Here is a 19338-nt window from a genome sequence, read left to right as displayed (position 1 = left end):
GACTTGGCACTAAATTTGCTTTTAAGTTGTTTTTTGTGACTATGATACAACGGAAGACAATGAAGATAAGCACTTGGCTTTGGACCCTAGCATGGGTTATTTCCTTTTCTGTTCCTGTTTCTGCTCGTGCGGCAGATGGTTTTGCAGCAGGTGTTTTTCTGGGATCACCCATGTCAGGGGTGACGCTAAAACAAAACCAATTTAAGATTCAGGCAGGAATCGATAAGTTTGGCGTTGCTGTTGATGGTACCTGGAACTTGGGCGAATGGTTAGGCAGGATGGAATATGCGCCCATGTACGTTTACGCAGGCGGCCAGTGGGTCGATGACTCCACGCACCAATGGGGACCCCGAGCAGGCTTAGGCGTGACATTGCCCGTTGGTACTGGAGATGTGGAACTATTCGCCGAAGCGGGCACGACTTGGTACTGGGAGGAGAAAGGCGATATTGAATTTGAGGGAGCCGCTGGGGCGCGCGTTTATTTCTAACTTCTTTTGGTCGGTGATGTGCAAAGCCGCTATCCAGAGATTCTTAGCCTGTGTGGTACTTTGGGCGTTAGCTGTGCCGACAGCGTTTGCCACCCCGTATCCGTTACCCACCGACGGCAGTCGACTTGTTGGCTATCCAGAGGCGCACATCGTCAAAAAGGGCGAGCACTTAGAAGCTATAGCCAAACACTATGATATGGGGTTTCTAGCGCTTTTAGCGCTCAATCCAGGGATTGATCCTTACTTGCCTGAGCCTGGCTCTCTGGTGCGCTTACCCAACCAGCTCTTGTTGCCCTCACCACCTCACTCAGGGATAGTGATCAACCTTGCTGAATTACGCCTGTATTATTTTCCTGAACCAGACGCTAAGGTAACGGGAGAAAAGGCGGACGCTCAACGTGATGTTCATGTATTTCCCATCGGGATCGGTAGAGTGGGTCGCGAAACCCCGACTATGAATACTTATATTAGTCAAAAGCGCGAACATCCCACTTGGACACCACCACAGAGTATTCGTGATGAGTACAAAAAACAGCGCGGCATCTCTTTACCTGATGTGGTGCCGGCGGGGCCGAACAATCCGTTAGGCGATCATGCGTTACGGCTGGGCTATGGCAACGGTGAGTATTTGATTCATGGTACCAACAAGTCGTTTGGTATTGGGCTGCGAGTCAGCGCGGGCTGCATTCGTCTCCGTCCTGATGATGTGGGATGGCTGTTTGAGCAAGTGGACGTTCACACCCCGGTTAGAATTATCAATCAACCCGCGAAGCTAAGCGTTGAGCCTGATGGGCGCGTGATGGTCGAAGCGCACCGCCCTTTGTCAAAAAACGAGAGAGAGACCAAAGCGCGTCTGTCTATTGATCCCGATCCTCAGATCTTGGCTATTTTCGAACGGTTGGAATTGTCGCCACGGCGCTATCGAGCCGCGTTATCTGTGCAGGAAGGAACACCGATTGAGGTCGTAGCACTGACACCAGCGCAGCGAAAAGCGTGGCAGCGTTTAGCGCAAGCGGCGTTAGAAAAAAAGGAGTAAAGCATGCTAAGCAATATAAAAAAACGGCGCATAATACGCCGTTTTTCATCGTTTATTCCGTGAGCGACCGATTGACCGTATCGGCGCTGTTTTTACTTCGTGTACGACTGCGCCATGTTATCAATGCGCTTATTGGCACGTTTTGCTTCGTCATATGCCATTTGAGAGGTATCTTTGGTATCACTCACGTCGTTTTTCATCATGGATACATCGTTCGATAATGCATCGACTTTCGCTGATAAATCATCAACGCTTTGCTGTAACGCTGTGTTGCTGGTACAGCCAACGAGCAACATGCTCGATGCGACAGCGGCTAGCGCCATTGGACGGATTTTCATAAATAACCTCGCTATTGTTGTTTGTCATAGCAATCGCGTCATTAGGGTCACGCACACACGCGACTATTGTCAACCTTAGACGCTTAAACGCATTTTTGCTGGATAATCCTTTACTTAAATAGCAGAGCTTGACCCAGTTAACATTTAGCGAGGTGAGAGCAACCCGGTATCGCGGTTATTCGTGGTTAGCATGCATCTCTTTGCCGTGATGTTTCATACCCGCCATGACTGACTTCACCGGGATCTTCTTGGTGAGTGAATGACCGTCCGCGGTGTTTAATGTCAATGAAATGTGCTCGCCTACTTTGAGTGGCTGGGTAAGATCAAACAGCATCACATGTAGGCCACCTGGCTTAAGTGTGACTTGCTCGCCTTTAGGCACCAGGATTTGCGCAATCTGTCGCATTTCCATCATGCCATCTACCATGGCATGCTCATGCAACTCTACCCGTTTTGCCGCAGGTGTGCTGGCACTTACCACCCGTTTTAGCACCTTACTTTGATTATCGATTACCATGAAAGCGGCGCTGTTTGGTGCGCCAGGTGCAGTGGCACGCGCATAGGCATCATGAATAAAAAACTCACCATGGGCATGCACGAATGGTGCAACCATAAAGGCGATAGCGGCAACAAAAGATTTGAATGATGTCATTGTTATTCCTTATTTTGATCAGTCACCCGTTCAATCGCTGCGACCAGAATCTCAGGGTTTAAGGTGTGAGGCACTTTCTCTAAAAGCTCACCGTTAGGCGAGAGAAAATAAAAAAAGGAGCTATGGTCAACGGCATAGTCCATCGCAGAGTCTTCTAGCTCGGTGATGCGATATAAAACACCGTAGCGCTTTGCCAGCTGTGCGATTTGTGTTTCTGAACCACTGACGCCAGTGATGCTGGGGTGGAAAAAATGCGCGTACTCGGCTGCTTTTTCGCTGGTGTCACGCTTTGGGTCGAGGGTGATAAAGACTGGCGCCACCGCGTTTCGTGTCGATTCAGGGAGCGATTTTAACGCGGCAGATAACACGGCGAGCGAAGTGGGACAAACATCAGGACAATGGGTATAGCCGAAATAAACAATGCGCGGACGTGGGTCATCGGTATTGTAAAGATTAAACGGTTGCCCTTGTGATTGTAATGCCCCTGCCTGAGCCTGCTTTTGTGACGTTTGATAGTTATCAAATAGCGCGCGACCACCTAAGCCAAAACAAACGGCAATAATGGCGACAAGCCAAGCTTTCTTACTCATAGTCGCTCCATGCGTACTTTGATAGGGAAATGTTTCTTTGCTTCATGATCAAGCGTAATCGAACCTGCCCATGTCATGCTATCTTCGGTGCAAACAGGCAGCATCAACTCTCCTTGGTAAGTCAGCTTGCCGGTTTGTGTGAGCGCCAGCCGATATTCACCCATGTTCATTTCGACGCCTTTCAGTTTTACCAACAAGGTCTCCGTGTTCAGCGCTTGGGGAGCGATCACTGTCAGTGTATTAGCATGTAATGGATGCACAAGCGGGTCAGCTAAGGTCGCTTGATAACCTTGGTATTGGCACGTTCGCTGATTGAGCGAACAGTAGGCGGCTGGTGCGATAGTTGTACTCGAGGCGGTCGAGAAAAAGCCAGACAGCCACGAGGGGAGAAAAAAAGCCATCACTGCCAGCATCGCAATACTGGCGGTGATTATTAAGGGGTGACTCACGGCGAGCCGTGAGGAGGGTTCATTCATCATCTATTCCTGCTCAGGCGAGAAACGCTCCAGCAATAATACCAGCACAAAGCCGCCTATCATGGCAACGATGGCCAAGCCAACTTGTGCCGAGTGTCCCACGATTGCCTCGTAGGCGCCGGGTAAAAGGTTATCTTGCACGAGGGGGACTTGTTCACCGGATGAATTTGTACGCCATGTGAGTGTGTGTTTCCAAGGCCAAATTTTGCCCAATGTGCCCAACATCAGACCGGTGAGAAACGCGAGCGTCAGTGCATAATAGCGGCGCAGCAGCCAGGACAATAGGTGCGAAAACGTCAGTAAGCCGGTTACTGCGCCGACAGCGAACAATCCCAATAAGCCAAACTGTGTTTGATGAACCGCATCAAGGATCGGACTGTACATCCCCAGCAACAGCAGAATAAAACTGCCAGAGATCCCCGGTAAAATCATGGCGCAAATCGCTATGGCGCCAGCGAGAAAGACGGTGAGCGGGCCCGCGGTGAGCTGCAACGGGTTAGCAATGGTAATCCAGTAGGCAAACCCGATCCCTAACAGTACGGCGAGAACCGTTTTAGGCCGAACCTTGGGGGCGGGCAACTGTTTGGCAATATGCAACGCTGAAGCGATGATCAAGCCAAAGAAAAACGACCAGAGCGGGATCGGATGATGGGTGAGGGTCCAACTGATCCCTTTTGCCAAACTGGCAATGCTGGTCAGAATGCCAGCTAAGAGTACACAAAGAAAGGTGCCGTTGACATGTTGCCAGACCGCCTTGAAGCCTTCCTTGCGCCACAGTGCAAAAAGGCGCGGCGTGATACGCCGAATACTCTCCAATAGCTGCGTGTAAATGCCAGTAATAAATGCGATCGTGCCGCCAGAGACACCAGGAACCACATCCGCAGCGCCCATCGCCATGCCTTTGAGGTAAGTTGAGATCAGGTTCTTGATCATAATGCTATTCATCGATAAAAGCTGAGACGCGCATTATACCGACATTCATCCTGTGGGCTAGGGGAGATTAAAAGGGGGAGCAGCACTCCCCCAAATAATAGTTAAGGTTGATGAGGTTTCTCGAACACCGCGACGGACCAAGCGGGTACGGTGAGTTTGCCGTTGGTTACGTGAGCGGCCTGTTGGTTATAAGCGATCGAGCCGTTGCCCGCATTGGCTTGCAAGCTGTGAAGTTGATAACCGCTGGCGTTGATGCTGGCAAAGTCATTGACGGCCGTGCCTGAGGCATTGATCGCGACGATAATCCCGTCACGCGTTGCATCAATTGTGCTGTCGTGCAGACTGCCACTGTTATCAAGAAGCATCACAATTAGCCCTGGGATTTGTGAGGCGCCCGTGTTGTGAAAGCTGACACGTTGGTTGATCACGCTGCCTTGGCCTAAGTGGAACAGCCCAGATGAAGTGCGCAGCGCCACCAGCTCATTAAAGTAACTGTCCATGTTGCTGATTGCCTGCGGTGTTGGTTTGGCCTCGCTGTTGTGGTTGGCAATCACGGTTTCAATCATTGGCCAGTTGTCGCCGTCTTTATCTTCACGCGGCAGCCCTTGATCCCACTGCGTGGTTTGTTGAGTAAAGTCGACGCGGTTATACCAATCGCCTGAGTCGTAGGAGTCACGCTGCATGGATTTTGAACGAAGCAGTTCGCTGCCCATGTGAACAAAAGGCATCCCTTGTCCCAGCAGTGCCGTTGAGAGTGACACGGCTTGGGCACGCACGCGTGTCTCGAGCGGCATGGCGTAAGGGAATTTGTATTGATGGTTATCCCACAAGGTTTGGTTGTCGTGCTTGGAGACATAGTTTTGAACCTCCCAAGCATCTTGCGCGTAGCCAGCCGGCTGACCGTTGTAATCGACCTCGTCACCGCGCACGACATCACCATTGGCAATCTGTAACTGAAAATCTTTTAAGTTACCCGCCATACCCAAACGAACTAGATCGGCATTATGCAGGGCACTGGCTCTTTCCCCGCTGTTTTGCTGTTGTAAATCATTGGGAGCGACCCATTGACCATTACCAAAGCCTTGGTTTATGCGTAGGTACTCGCCGCCATCGAATGGACCGCCGCCGCGAACCGCATCACGAAGTCGGTCAGAAAACGAGCCAATGCCGGTGCCTGCAAGGTTTGCTTGGGTGGCTTGGACAAACTGGCGATCGTTGGCGACTTCACCGAAGTTCCAACCTTCACCATAGAAATACACATCTGGGTTGATATCGCGGGCAACGTCAAGTGTGTGCTCGATCTGGGCCAGCGGATGATGACCCATCAAATCCCAACGGAAGGCATCGATTTTGTAGTTTTTCACCCAAGTCGCAATCGAGTCATCAATCAGTTTGGCAAACATCCGATGCTCAGGCGCGGTATTGGAGCAGCAAGTGGATTGCTCAACGTCCCCAGTGACGGGGTTAAGGCGCTGATAATACCAAGGCACGACTTTATCCAGCACAGAATAGGGCCCTAAGCCTGCTTGGTGGGTGTGGTTGTAGACCACGTCCATCACCACATTCATGCCGATATTCTGTTTAATTGCCATGACCATTTTACGAAACTCGAGGATACGCGCGGTGCCTTCAGGCTCGGTCGCATAACTGCCTTCGGGCACGGTGTAATGGAAAGGATCGTAACCCCAGTTAAAGCTGTCGTACTGACGCATCGCCGCCATCACGGTTTGCACATAGGGGGTATCCGCACTGTCTTGGGTGGCTAAATCCGTCAAGGCCGCTTGGATGGTTTGGTTGTTGTCACACTCACTCGCCAGCCTTGGCGTCTCTTTCAGCGAAGGTGCTTTGTCACATAGCGTGGAGAAACGGTCGGTTAAATCGATACGTTGCGCCGTGTCTTCGTTGATGGAGGCAATATCAAACACGGGGAGCAGGTGTAAGTGGGTGACGCCGGATTGAGAAAGCGCTTTTAAGTGATTGACCGGGGCGATGCTATTTTGGGTAAAAGCCAGATACTTACCGCGTAGATTGTCTGGTGTGGATTGATCGAGCGCGGAAAAGTCACGCACATGCGCCTCATAAATCACGCTGTTGGCAGGGTTTTGCTGCGAATGAGGTGCACTCAGCGTATCCCAGCCACTGGGTTTAAGTGCTGGCGCATCCAGATCCACCACCTGTGAGTAGTTGGAGTTGGTCGACAAACTGTGTGAGTAAGGGTCGGTGACTTCAAGGCGCTCGATGCGATGTGTTTCAGGGTGATAGACCGATAGTTGATAGCGGTAATAGTCGCCATGATTCAGCGCAGTGGTGGCAACATGCCAGCTTCCTGAGTCGGCGTCGAAGTCCATTTTAATTGGCGTCTGGCGCTGCTTTGACGCGTTTTGTGTGCTCGCCGATTGATAGGGCACCAGCGAGACTTGCTGTGCGGTGGGTGCCCATAAACGAAACTCAGTGTGTCCACCGTCAGGGATGGCACCATAGGTAAGTTTTTCGGCGTGTTCAGCATACAAGGCATCGAGCGCCCGGGCCGGTTGCACATCGGTGGCGGTTAATACGGTATCACCGTCTTTGGCGATAGCGAGAAGTTGCCCTTTGAGCCATTGCTTCAGGGCAATATTGGCGCTAACAAAATCAAAATCGAACCCTTTGACGTCTCCTTGCAAATAGGGGAACGATAGTTGCCAATGATCGCTCGTAGCAAGGGTAGATTCGACACTCGCAGTGGCGTTTTCCACTTGCTGCGTGTCCGGGTTATAGCGCATCGTGCCATCAGCGGAGTAATACAAGGTGAGCGAGGTGGCGTTGGTTTGATGAGTGAGCAGGGTATCGGCGTCAGCAAATAGCACACTGGCATTATTGGTGCCCGTATCTCTGGGGGGGAGGTTGGTTTCTTTATCGGTATTACAACCCGTTAACGCGATGATAGTTGCGAAGGCAACAGATGCGCTGAGAGGTTGCAAAAAGTGAGTGCGCTTCATTGATTTTTCCTCGTGTATCAATACTGAGGCGCAGCATACTCAAGGGTGGCATCTACCATGCGTGATCCAGTTAAAAATCAAGATGTCATTTAAAAAAAGCTGATGAAATTCAGCAAAATATCACGGAAGGTAGGCGGAGAGGGTAAGGTACCTACGCCCCCATGAAAGTCTGGGGGCGTAGGTATGATTGACTAACTAACCACCCATTAGCTGCAGTAGGTTTTCAGCGGTGATAACGGCTTCTTTACGGTTCGCAATATTCAGCTTTTGGTAAAGGTTACGGATGTGCGTTTTGATAGTGGTGCCGGCAACATCAAGTTCATGAGCAATTTGCTCGTTACTGAAGCCTGAATAAATTAAGCCGAGCACTTGCCACTCGCGTTGTGTCAATGAGCTGGTTCGCACGAGCTCTGGCACGTTAGGGTGGTTGACCAGCTTTTCGACAAAGGCTTCATCAAAGTGCGTTGAACGAGAGCGTTGATGGCTGGCAATTTCCTTCAATAGCTGTTGTGCCCGATGGCGTTCCAATGCGCCGAGGGCTTGTTGTTCAATCAGCGCATGCAGCAAGGATGAGAGCGCATCACCTTCGATTAAAAAGTTCCCCATCATCCCAGTTTGATTGGTGAGGATCAGCGCATCTTGCAAGAGGCTTTTGGCGTATTCTGTCTCTTGTTCTTTGCTGGCAAGGACGGCTTCAACAATCAAATTGCGGTTTTTATCCGTCACCAAATTGGCTCTGTTCGCTTCGCGGCGCAGAAAATCAACCGCTTGACGTGCTTGGTCATACTGACCCAAATGCAGGTGGGCGCGGGCAATATTTCGCCATTGAAGCTGGCTGAAGTGATTGCAGGCGGTGACAGGGCGAACAGCTTGATGTAGCCACTCATCCATGTTGGTGAGTTCATGTTTGGCTTGCCAATAGAGCAACAGCGACAATGATGCGTGGGCGGTCCAATCAACATGGTAAACCGACTCGCGCAAAAGGTGCTCAATGTGCTCAATGCTTTTCGCCGCTTTATCTAACTCACCGCGGCTAACAGCGACACGTGCGAGCATCGAATAGCTATGCAAATGCTTGCTTGGTGGTTGATTTTCCAGAACCTGTAGCCCTTTGTAAGCACAGGCTTCGGCTTCCTCAAGCCGGTTCCAGCACCACAAGATTTGTGCACGAAGGCGCAAAGCGAACTCATGGAGGGGAACCTGATGCAGTTGTTGATCTTCAATGAGCTGATCGGCGTTATCCAGCAATTCAAACGCAGCTTGCACGTAGCCTTGTGCTAGCAATATCTCACTTTGTTGTAAAATCGCCCAAAGTGCTTGGTGATAAACTTGATGCTGCCGCGCCAGCTTTTCAGTCTGCTGCATCATGGACAGGGCGCGATCCAGCTCACCGAGCACATGATTCACTTCACCCACGACCGAGGTAGCGACTATACGCCCGCGGTAATTGGCACTATCGAGTTGTTCGAGCGCTTTTTCTGCTAGCCGCATCGCTTGTTCCGGCTCATTCGCATTAATGGCCACTTGGGCAAGCAGAGCATTGGCATTGCCTTGGTAATCGATATCGAGCGGGATTTGACGGGATTGATAGGCTTTTTCTGCGTTGGCTAACAGTTCGCCGACTTCATGATACCTGTGCTGGCTTTGTGCCAACCAAGCACGCAGTAGGCTTAAATTGGGGTATGGGTATAAAAGTTCGTCAGTGAGCTTGGTCATCGCGGCTTCTAGCGTCGAGAGTTCACCACGATTAAACATACGCCAGCCGTGTTGATTGAGGATATCGGCTAGCAATGTATCGTCTTTGGCGTAGCCTGCATGACGTAACGCTTGATGAGGGGATTGTAACTTCAACCATGCCAGTGCGGCTTGTCGGTGCAAGGGCTGTTGTTGGTGAGGTATCCGTGCTTGGCGCTCATGAGCCAAAAACTCCGCGAATAGATGGTGGAATCGATACCAGTTGTTATCACCTTCAAGCGGGTAAATAAACAAGCCATAACGATTCAGTGACTCAAGCATGCCCAGTGCATCTTCTCTCTCAGTCAATGCGAAAACCAGTTCATCATTGAACATCTCTAACACAGAAACTTTCATCAGAAACTGACGCGTCTCAGTGTCAAGCAAATCGAAGACTTCTTCGGCTAAATAGTCCCAAAGGTGGGCATGGTTAAACTTTTCACAAGATGTTGCGCTTTGCATCAGCGTGCGCTTTTGGTGCTGAGCTTGAATCGCAATCAGCTGTAAGGCAGAGGGCCAACCTTCAACGTAGGTGCATAAGGCGTTAGCCGTGGATTTATCCACGCCATCGTCGACGCGCTGATTGAAAAAGCGGGTCGTTTCTTCGTTATCGAAGGCGAGAAGCTGATTACCTATCTCGATCATCAAATCGCGTACGCGTAAATTCGCGGTACCGAGTGGAGGGTTGGCGCGTGAGGTGACCACCAAAGTGAGATTATCTGGCATATGCTTAATGAAAAAGCGCATCGCCTCATGGATCTCTTCGTTATCAATCAGCTGATAGTCATCCAGAACCAAATAGCTAGTGGCATGAAACCCAGTCAGTTCAGCAAAGACATCAGACAAGAGCGCACGAAGCGACGAGAATTGGCGTTTTTCCGCCAGTTTTATCGTGTTGGCGCAACCCTCTTGGGTCGCTTGGTGCAAGGCTTGCAGTAAGTAGTTAATGAAGCGAAAGCTGTCGTTATCACTGTCATCAATGCTAAACCAACCAACATTGGGCTGATCGGCCAACCATTGTGCGGCCATGGTGGTCTTGCCGTAGCCGGCCGGGGAGCGAAACAGTACCAGTTTATAGTGGGGGGCTTGTTGTAAAATATCGAGTACCCGCGGGCGTAATATTGCGTTATAGAGCCGCCCAGGCCGAGTCAGCTTTGATGGGATCCACATAAGACACTGTCCTTCACTGCAAATGTGGTGCGTCTTCACCGGAGCGCACCCTTTATCCTGGTTGTAGTGTATGTAACTCATCACGCACAAACTATGATCTATCCCAGATCTCTGATTGTTTGCCCTAATATGGTGCGCCTACGCCTTTTAAATGTGATATTTGTCACTTAAATGATGTTTGCTGGTTTGATTTTATATTCGATTTACACATACAGGCCGGCTTATAGGCACTTAACTTGCGCTAGTGCACAAAAATTACAAAAGAATGAATAAGCTTTTCATCGCCGGTGTGGATGCTTTTTTGTTTCATAGCGTGATGAAGATCACCAGGTAGAGGGCAGTTCTTTATTTTGGTGAGAGGCGCCTCACTATTGCCATGTGACCTCACTCTCTACGCCCTGCGGTCTCCTCCTTTGATGGGAATGGGGTAGGAGGATGTTTGCCGTGCGCGGGTTGGGCAGGATGAATAACCATCAGGTTTCATTCCATTATCGAGAGTTACGACATGACACCAAAACAGCAACATGCGTTTGATAAAAGTGCGTTTAAAATCAGTATGGTCCAGCATTTAACCCAGCTAGGTCACGCACCCGATACCGCGCAGTTACGCGACTGGTACCTCGCATTGGGTCGTGCATTGGCCGAACACACGACGAGTGACTTGGTGGCCACTGAAAACGACCAAACAATTAAACAAGCTAAAAGTGTTAACTATTTATCCCTCGAGTTTTTGATTGGTCGGTTAACCGGGAACAATTTAATTAGCATGGGCTTGTACGATGCGATTGCCGATGCCGTGAGTGAACTTGGCCTCGGGTTAACGGATTTACTCGAACAAGAGCGTGACCCATCTCTGGGCAATGGTGGTTTGGGGCGTCTCGCCGCCTGTTTTATGGATTCATTAGCGGCACAACAGTATCCCGCGGTAGGTTACGGCTTACATTATGAATATGGGCTTTTCCGCCAGTCGTTTGATGAAGGGGCGCAGCAAGAGGCGCCTGATGCCTGGCGTGAGCCTGAAGGCTACCCATGGGAAGTGGTGCGTCCTGACCTTGCCCAAACGATTGGCTTTTATGGCCATGTAGAGGTGATAGAAGACTCAGGACACACGTATCGTCAGTGGGTGCCGGGCATGAAAATTCAAGCCATGCCTTGGGATCTGCCGATTGTTGGCTATCAAAGCAATACTGTGTACCCATTGCGCCTGTGGGAAGGACGGGCGTTAACGCCGTTCGCGCTGGATGCCTTTAATGACGGTGACTATACCCAGGCTCAGCAATCCGCCATCGATGCAGGGAATTTGACCAAAGTCTTGTACCCCAACGATAACCACGATGCGGGTAAAACATTGCGCTTAATGCAGCAGTATTTCCACAGTGCAGCTTCTGTAGCAGACATTCTCCGTCGTCATCTAGAGGCAGGGCATGCATTGGCCGCATTGCCAGACTACGAAACCATTCAGTTGAACGATACTCACCCCACCATCGCTATTCCTGAGCTGATGCGCGTATTGCTGGATGATTATCGTCTGGGCTGGGATGAGGCTTGGTCCATCGCCAGTCGTACCTTTGCTTACACCAACCACACCTTACTGCCGGAAGCGCTGGAAACCTGGAGTGAGGCGTTGATTGCCAGTTTGCTGCCGCGTCATATGGAGATCATTTTTGAGATCAACCATCGCTTCATGCAAGAGGTAGAAGCGAAGTGGCCGGGCGAAGTGGCCAAAAAGCAGGTGTTGTCAGTGATTGACGATAAAGGTGAGCGCATGGTGCGCATGGCTAATTTATGTGTCGTTGGCTCTTATGCGGTGAATGGCGTTGCCGCCTTGCATTCTCAGTTGGTTAAGCGTGATTTATTCCCAGAATTTGACGCGCTATACCCAGGCCGCATTCAAAATGTGACCAATGGCATCACACCGCGTCGTTGGTTGAAGTTCTGTAATCCTGATTTGTCCCACTTGATCAGTGAGAAAATCGGTGAGCAGTGGCCAGCGCAATTGGAGCAACTCGAGCAGATTGCACAATACGCGGATGACACTGCGTTTCAAAAGACATTTATGGATGTCAAAAAGCGCAACAAGCAGCGTTTGGCGGGATGGGTCAAAGAGCACCTCGATATCACCCTAAATACCGATGCGATTTTTGATGTACAAATTAAACGCTTGCATGAATATAAGCGCCAGCACCTTAATCTATTACACGTCATTTCACTGTACCAGCGCCTCATCAATGAGCCGAATTTCGATATGGCGCCGCGTGTGGTCTTTTTTGCTGCGAAAGCGGCACCTGGCTATGAATTAGCAAAATCGATCATCTATGCGATTAATAAGGTGGCTGAAACCATTAATAGTGATCCACGGGTCGGTGACAAGCTCAAAGTGGTATTTATTCCTGATTATCGTGTCAGTATGGCGGAAATCATTATTCCTGCTGCCGATGTGTCTGAGCAGATTTCTATGGCCGGTAAAGAAGCGTCTGGCACGGGTAACATGAAAATGGCACTCAACGGCGCGCTCACCATTGGCACCATGGATGGCGCGAACGTGGAAATCCGTGAAGAAGTGGGTGACGACAACATCTATATCTTTGGTCTTGATGTCGATGGGGTCACGGCGTTGCGCAAAAAAGGCTATCAGCCTGAAGCGGTCTATCACAGCCAGCCTCTATTGAAGGCCGCTTTGGATAGTCTGTTGGATGAGACGTTTACGCCAGGTCAGCCTGGGGCGTTGCGTCCTGTCTTTGACAGTGTCATGGGTAGCGGTGACCCGTACCTGTGTTTGGCTGACTTCGCGGATTATGTGCGCGCACACAATGACATTGACCGTGATTACCGTGACGCGTCTCAGTGGGCACGCAAAGCGATTTTGAATACCGCGTTAGTGGGCAAATTTAGCTCAGACCGCTCGATTCGTGATTATGTTAATAATATTTGGCAGTTAGAAGCGATTAAGCGCTAATTGCAAAATAATGGGTTAACAACCTCATAGGTGGCAGGGAATGAGCCTTGCCATCTAACAATAATGACAACAATATTGCCCAATAAAAGAAGGGGGCAGACCCCTCGGAGAAAGCGATGAAAGAATCTGCATTGAAGACAGTCGCACAAATGGCCAACCTCGCTGATCGCTATATCAGTGCATGGGGGTCAGAAGCGGCCGTGCCGGACAGTACCTTACATGACTTACTAACGTCACTTGGCTATGACACACGAAATGACGAGGCGTTATTGGCATCGGCGGCGAAGAAACATAAAGCGGATGTGCTCGCGCCAGTGCAAGTGGTACAGGAGAATGAGCCAGTCGAAATTGCGCTTCATTTAGGGACCAGTGCGCGAGAAAGTGATTTTAGTTGGCGTTTGGAAACCGAACAGGGCGAATGCTTTGAGGGTTACTTACAGTCACAAATCGTTCGCGATGAGCGCAGTAATGGCGGCCCATTAGTGTTTAGCCTACCGTGCGCTTTACCGTGGGGCTACCACCGTCTCTTTGTGAACCGAAAGCGCCGCAAATCGCCCTATCAGATGACGCTCATCATGGCGCCTACTCAGTGCTATAAACAACCGGAACTGGATGCGCACAAAAAAATGTGGGGGCCGAGTATTCAGCTCTATACACTCCGTACCCCGCATAACTGGGGGATCGGTGATTTTGGCGACCTAAAGCAATTGGTCAGTGAGCTCGCCTCGCGCGGCGCGGACTTTGTTGGCCTTAACCCCATTCATGCGTTGTTTCCTGCTAATCCAGAAGCTGCGAGCCCCTATAGCCCGTCCTCCCGGCGCTGGCTTAATCTTTTGTACATTGATGTAAGCAACGTTCGTGAGTTTTGTTTGAGTGCCCATGCGCAGCAATTAGTGGGCAGTGCCGAGTTTCAGCGTCGCCTGCAAGCAGTGCGCGACACGCACTGGGTGGATTATAGCGAAGTCGCCGCCTTAAAGATGACCGTGCTGCCTTTGTTATTTCAAGAATTTAAGCAACGCGAGCTGCTGCAACAGACACGACGTGGTCGTGCGTTTTTAGACTTTATTGAAAAAGGCGGAGAGAGCTTAAAACAGCAAGCTACCTTTGATGCCTTGCATCAACATTTACGCGTGGAAGACCCTCATACTTGGGGCTGGCCCGTTTTCCCTGAAAAATATCGTCGCTATGAGAACGCGGCGACGCAAACATTTATCGAGCAGCACAGCGACGACATTCAACTGTACATGTATTTACAGTGGATTGCCGAAGGTCAAATGGAAGAGGTACAAGCCATTGCTGAAGAGCAGGGGATGTCGCTGGGCTTGTACCGTGATCTCGCCGTTGGCGTGTCTGATGCGGGAAGCGAAACCTGGTCGGACAACTCGCCCTTAGTACTGGATGCCAGTATTGGTGCGCCGCCGGATGTGTTGGGACCTCGGGGGCAAAACTGGGGCTTACCGCCATTTGATCCGCAAGCACTGAAACACACTGGCTATCATGCCTACGTTGAGTTGTTGCGGGCCAACATGCGTCATTGCGGTGCTTTGCGTATCGATCATGTGCTGGGCTTGCTGCGCTTATGGTGGATCCCTAAAGGGAAAAATGCCACCGAGGGCGCTTACTTGTACTATCCCGTTAAAGACATGCTCGCGATTTTAGCGCTTGAGTCGCACCGTCATCAATGCAGTGTGATTGGTGAGGACTTGGGGACGGTTCCTGACGAAATTGGTGCGTTGCTTGCGGAAGCGGGAGTGCACTCGTACAAGGTGTTTTTCTTTGAAACATCAGAAGAGGACGGTGGCTTTATTTCTCCGGCGCATTATACCGAGCAGGCGATGGCGACGCTTTCCACCCATGATATGCCAACCATTCGTGGCTTTTGGCATTGCGACGATTTAAAACTGGGTCAAGAGCTCGGCTTATACCCAGATGAAGCGCAACTTCAACAATTATTTGATGATCGTTTGAAAGCCAAGCAGGGCATTTTAGACAGTGTGCGCTGGCATGGCATGCTACCGGATGGGGTTGGAGATGATGCGCGCTATGTGCCGATGGATGGCCACTTGTGCCGCGCGTTGCAATTGCATGTTTCCGCCGGCAAATCGGCGCTATTAAGCGTCCAGTTGGAAGACTGGTTAGAGATGGACAAACCCGTCAATATCCCCGGTACGGTAGACGAATACCCCAACTGGCGGCGTAAACTTTCGGCCAGTTTGGAAACGCTCTTTAGTCGTGAAGAGTTGAATCAACTTGCCAGAGACTTATCTCGGGTGCGCATGCAAGCGAGTCGCCAGACTGTTTAACCTACTCACCATACTTTAACGCTCTATCCTTAGTGCCAGTCAACACACATAGGATGGGGCGTTTTTTATAAGGAGCGTCCCGTGCCAAATTCATCAACATGGATAACACCGCAGTCCGTTCAGCCTGATCACTATGCGCTTGATATGGCCGCTTTACATCATCCCAGAACCGCACACCAGTATATGGGCGCTCACCTTCTTGCCCTCCCTGTCGAAGGAAAACCGACGGAAGGTGTTCGGTTTGTGGTTTTTGCGCCGCACGCGCAATCGGTGAGTGTGATTGGCGATTGGAACCAATGGCAGGCAGAGGCTGGAAGCCTTATTGCCATCGAAGATGGATTTTGGGTGGGGTTTGTCGCTCATCTTGGCCTCAATCAACGCTACAAATATGCGTTAACGGGTCCCGATGGACAATGTTTACCGCACAAAGCCGATCCTTATGGTGCGTATGCTGAGCAATACCCGTCATTTGCTTCTCTGACCTATGATCAACATGCTTATCAATGGCACGATCAGCAGTGGCAAGACCGCCCCGTGACTGAAAAACATACGCAAGCGCTCTCTTTTTATGAGCTTCACCTTGGTTCGTGGCAGCGAGATGCATCGGGTCAGTGTCTGGGCTATCGTGAGCTTGCTAACCGTTTAGTCCCTTACTTGGTGGAAATGGGTTATACCCATGTAGAGCTGATGCCAGTCAGTGAGCATCCTTTTTATGGTTCTTGGGGCTATCAGCCAGTGGGGCTTTTCGCGCCGACGAGCCGCTATGGCTCGCCAGATGATTTTAAGTACTTGGTGGATTGTTGCCACCAAGCGGGCATTGGCGTCATTCTCGACTGGGTGCCGGGGCATTTCCCTACTGACGATCATGGTCTGGCCTATTTCGATGGTACGCCCTTATATCATGACCCCGATCCACGGCGTGGTTGGCACAACGATTGGCATTGTCATCTCTACGATATGAGTAAAGATCATGTGCGCCGCTTTTTGGTGAATAATGCGCTGTATTGGCTCGATCAGTTTCACATCGATGGCCTGCGTGTCGATGCCGTCGCGTCGATGCTTTATCTCGATTACTCGCGTGAGCCGGATCAGTGGCTGCCCAACGTAGATGGCGGCAATGAGAATTACGATGCCATTGCCACGTTAAAATGGATGAACGAGTCTGTTTATCACTATTTTCCCAATGCGATGACGATTGCCGAAGAATCCACCACGTTTCCCAGCGTCTCTGCGCCAATTTATGCGGGAGGCCTGGGTTTCGGGTTTAAATGGAACATGGGTTGGATGAATGACAGTTTACGTTATATCCGTGAAGAGCCGGTGTATCGATGCTATCACCACGACACGCTGACGTTTCCATTGGTTTATGCGTTTGGCGAGAACTATGTACTGCCTCTGTCTCATGATGAGGTGGTGTATGGGAAAGGCTCGTTGATCGGTAAAATGCCCGGTGACGAGTGGCAGCAAACGGCGAACTTACGTGCCTATTTGGGCTACATGTATGGCCAGCCGGGGAAAAAACTCAATTTTATGGGCACGGAGATGGGCCAGACCGCAGAGTGGAACCATGACAGCCAGCTTGAATGGCATTGGCTGCAATACGGCCGCCATCAAGGTATCCAAGCATGGGTGAAAGCGCTGAACCACCTGTATGTCTCAACGCCGGCGCTGCATCGCCTCGACTGCGATCCGGCAGGATTTGAGTGGCGATTAAAAGACGCTGCAGATATTAGCGTGATAGCCCATGAGCGGCTTGGCGATGACGGCTCGCGGATGCTGGTGGTGAGTAACTTCACCCCTGTCCCCCGGGATGGTTTTCAGCTGGGTGTGCCGATGAGTGGCGACTACCAACTGGTATTAAACGCCGATGATGAGGCATTTTGGGGCAGTGGCTATCCGGTTTACACAGTGCTTAGCACCGATAAAAGCGCGGTACACGATCAACCCCATTCGTTGACACTCAATCTCCCCCCATTAGCCACCGTGTTTTATCGCTGGCAAGGGTGAAAAACATAGTCGACTCGACGCCACAAACAAAACGCCACAAAAACAAACGCGCCAAGTTAACCCTTGGCGCGTTTGTTTTTGGCATCGTGCTCAATATCTCCTTTTCCCTGAGATTGAAGCAACAAAAAAAGGCCGCGAATGCGGCCTAGTCGTTGTCTTTTTCGAAGTGGTGTTACGCAGCATCTTCTTCATCAATGAAGGTGACACCATTTTCACGATGTAGACGTTTGCACGCTCGACCGTCGCTGTGGAATAAATGGCAGCGATGGGCTGGAATACCAATGGCGTACTTCTCACCAGGTTCAATCTCAACGGTATCGAGTTGGCGATAGATGACATCTGCGTCTGCGCTTTCAAGGTTGAGATAGATTTGCGTCTCGTTGCCCAACTTCTCAACGATGGTCGCTTCCCCTTCGATTTTGGCATCACCGTCTTTGGCGGCGATTAAATGCTCTGGGCGAATCCCGAGGGACATACGATCACCGCGGGTGACGGTTTTGCCATCGACCGGTATCCAGAAGCTCGCCCCTTCACTGAGCTGCACTTTGACCCGAGTCGGCTCAACATCTGCTATGAATACGCTCATAAAATTCATTTTGGGTGAGCCGATAAACGATGCAACAAAGCGGTTTTGTGGGTAATGATAAAGCTCTAGCGGTTTGCCAACCTGCGCCACACGGCCTTCATCCAGTACCACGATTTTATCTGCCATGGTCATGGCTTCGATCTGATCGTGGGTGACGTAAATCATGGTACAGCCAAGTTGGCGTTGCAGTTTGGTGATTTGCGCGCGCATTTGTACGCGTAGGCCAGCATCGAGGTTGGAAAGTGGCTCATCGAGGAGGAAGACACGAGGTTGAGACACCAGGGTGCGGCCAATCGCGACACGCTGACGTTGTCCCCCGGACAAAGACTTGGGTTGTCTGTCGAGTAAGTGGCCGAGTTGTAAGATCTCCGCCGCTTGATGGACGCGCTTATCGACTTCTGCTTTATTGGTTTTGGCCAGTTTTAAGCCAAACGACATATTGTCGTAAAGGTTTAGGTGGGGGTATAACGCATAAGATTGAAATACCATACCGACGCCGCGCTTCGAAGGCTCAATATCATTCACGCGCTGATCATCAATATAGAGATCGCCTGAGGTAATATCTTCTAATCCAGCCACGCAGCGCAATAAGGTGGATTTACCGCAACCAGATGGACCGACAAAGACAACAAATTCGCTATCTTTAATCTCTAGGTCAACGTTTTTTGAAATCATTACATCGTTGTCATACGCTTTACAAACGTTTTTAAACGTGACACTTGCCATGTCGCTCGCCCTCAATCGCTTTTCATTAATTCGGCTCAATACGCATTATAGGTGGCTGTGTTATTCAATATCGGCCATTTTTGAGCGTTATCGTTTTTGTTGAACGCTATTTGGTCATTGATTAAGCACATTGGATAACTTCCACCCGATGCTTTTTTGATGACAGGCAGTGTCGCGTATCTGTGCAATCGGCACATCCTCCCGGGTAAAATTATTACGGGGGGAGTAGGCGGGGAGGAGGATAATCTTCACCTTGATCTCATTTGAGGGCGTACATCACAAAATTACCAGCAAATTAGTTGAAGTTGATCACGTACCGTTTATTTTTGTGAACCGCATCATTAGCGACGAGCGATATGGATCAC

13 protein-coding genes are annotated in these 19338 nt (G+C 50.4%); 5 read left to right on the top strand and 8 right to left on the bottom strand.

The genetic code is table 11. From position 1 onward, the window contains the following. Positions 1-59 precede the first annotated feature (59 nt). Both BUQ98_RS13420 and BUQ98_RS13415 read left to right on the top strand, forming a co-directional pair. On the top strand, positions 60-488 hold the full coding sequence (locus BUQ98_RS13420) for a hypothetical protein (protein ID WP_083605298.1): 429 nt from the start codon (positions 60-62) through the stop codon (positions 486-488). A gap of 16 nt (positions 489-504) precedes the next feature. Continuing rightward, on the top strand, positions 505-1524 hold the full coding sequence (locus tag BUQ98_RS13415) for a L,D-transpeptidase family protein (protein ID WP_074214312.1): 1020 nt from the start codon (positions 505-507) through the stop codon (positions 1522-1524). Positions 1525-1616: 92 nt separating this feature from the next. Here BUQ98_RS13415 and BUQ98_RS13410 read toward each other — a convergent pair whose 3' ends face one another. From BUQ98_RS13410 to malT, 7 genes are all read right to left on the bottom strand, one after another. Then, positions 1617-1862, bottom strand: a complete 246-nt coding sequence (locus BUQ98_RS13410; protein ID WP_074214311.1) for an Lpp/OprI family alanine-zipper lipoprotein — start codon at positions 1860-1862, stop codon at positions 1617-1619. Positions 1863-2037: 175 nt separating this feature from the next. Beyond that, on the bottom strand, positions 2038-2514 hold the full coding sequence (locus BUQ98_RS13405) for a copper chaperone PCu(A)C (protein WP_074214310.1): 477 nt from the start codon (positions 2512-2514) through the stop codon (positions 2038-2040). A gap of 2 nt (positions 2515-2516) precedes the next feature. Continuing rightward, positions 2517-3104 (bottom strand): SCO family protein, encoded by a 588-nt coding sequence (locus BUQ98_RS13400; protein ID WP_074214309.1) that lies wholly within the window; start codon positions 3102-3104, stop codon positions 2517-2519. Continuing rightward, entirely contained in the window at positions 3101-3583 is a 483-nt protein-coding gene (locus BUQ98_RS13395; protein WP_139294758.1) for a hypothetical protein, read from the bottom strand. Before BUQ98_RS13395 ends, BUQ98_RS13400 begins: the two co-directional genes overlap by 4 nt. Continuing rightward, positions 3584-4513, bottom strand: a complete 930-nt coding sequence (locus tag BUQ98_RS13390; protein ID WP_074214308.1) for a polyprenyl-phosphate transporter — start codon at positions 4511-4513, stop codon at positions 3584-3586. It abuts the gene before it with no gap. A 101-nt stretch (positions 4514-4614) separates the two neighbouring features. Then, positions 4615-7491, bottom strand: coding sequence for a pullulanase-type alpha-1,6-glucosidase (gene pulA / locus BUQ98_RS13385; RefSeq protein WP_074214307.1), 2877 nt, complete (start codon positions 7489-7491; stop codon positions 4615-4617). Between the two features lie 195 nt (positions 7492-7686). Beyond that, entirely contained in the window at positions 7687-10395 is a 2709-nt protein-coding gene (malT, locus tag BUQ98_RS13380) for an HTH-type transcriptional regulator MalT (protein ID WP_074214306.1), read from the bottom strand. A gap of 505 nt (positions 10396-10900) precedes the next feature. Between malT and BUQ98_RS13375 the strand changes: the two genes are divergently transcribed. The 3 genes from BUQ98_RS13375 (at position 10901) to glgB (ending at position 17661) form a co-directional block, all read left to right on the top strand. Continuing rightward, positions 10901-13351: a glycogen/starch/alpha-glucan phosphorylase gene (locus BUQ98_RS13375; protein WP_074214305.1), complete on the top strand. Its 2451-nt coding sequence runs from the start codon at positions 10901-10903 to the stop codon at positions 13349-13351. 116 nt (positions 13352-13467) lie between these two features. Further along, positions 13468-15654 carry a 4-alpha-glucanotransferase gene (malQ, locus tag BUQ98_RS13370; RefSeq protein ID WP_074214304.1) on the top strand — a complete coding sequence of 729 codons (2187 nt, stop codon included), beginning with the start codon at positions 13468-13470 and terminating at the stop codon, positions 15652-15654. A gap of 102 nt (positions 15655-15756) precedes the next feature. Then, a complete protein-coding gene (gene glgB / locus BUQ98_RS13365) occupies positions 15757-17661 on the top strand; it encodes a 1,4-alpha-glucan branching protein GlgB (protein ID WP_254813950.1) in 1905 nt (634 codons plus the stop codon). Between the two features lie 172 nt (positions 17662-17833). Here the strand turns inward: glgB and malK are convergent, their stop codons facing one another. Then, the gene (gene malK, locus BUQ98_RS13360) at positions 17834-18973 is read right to left on the bottom strand and encodes a maltose/maltodextrin ABC transporter ATP-binding protein MalK (protein WP_074214302.1); all 1140 of its coding nucleotides are present in this window, start codon (positions 18971-18973) and stop codon (positions 17834-17836) included. Positions 18974-19338: the final 365 nt, after the last annotated feature.

Source organism: Salinivibrio sp. ES.052 (assembly GCF_900141775.1).
Taxonomy (GTDB): Bacteria; Pseudomonadota; Gammaproteobacteria; order Enterobacterales; family Vibrionaceae; genus Salinivibrio.
The sequence above is the reverse complement of the archived record's forward strand: the minus strand, read 5'-3'. Positions and strand labels throughout refer to the sequence as shown.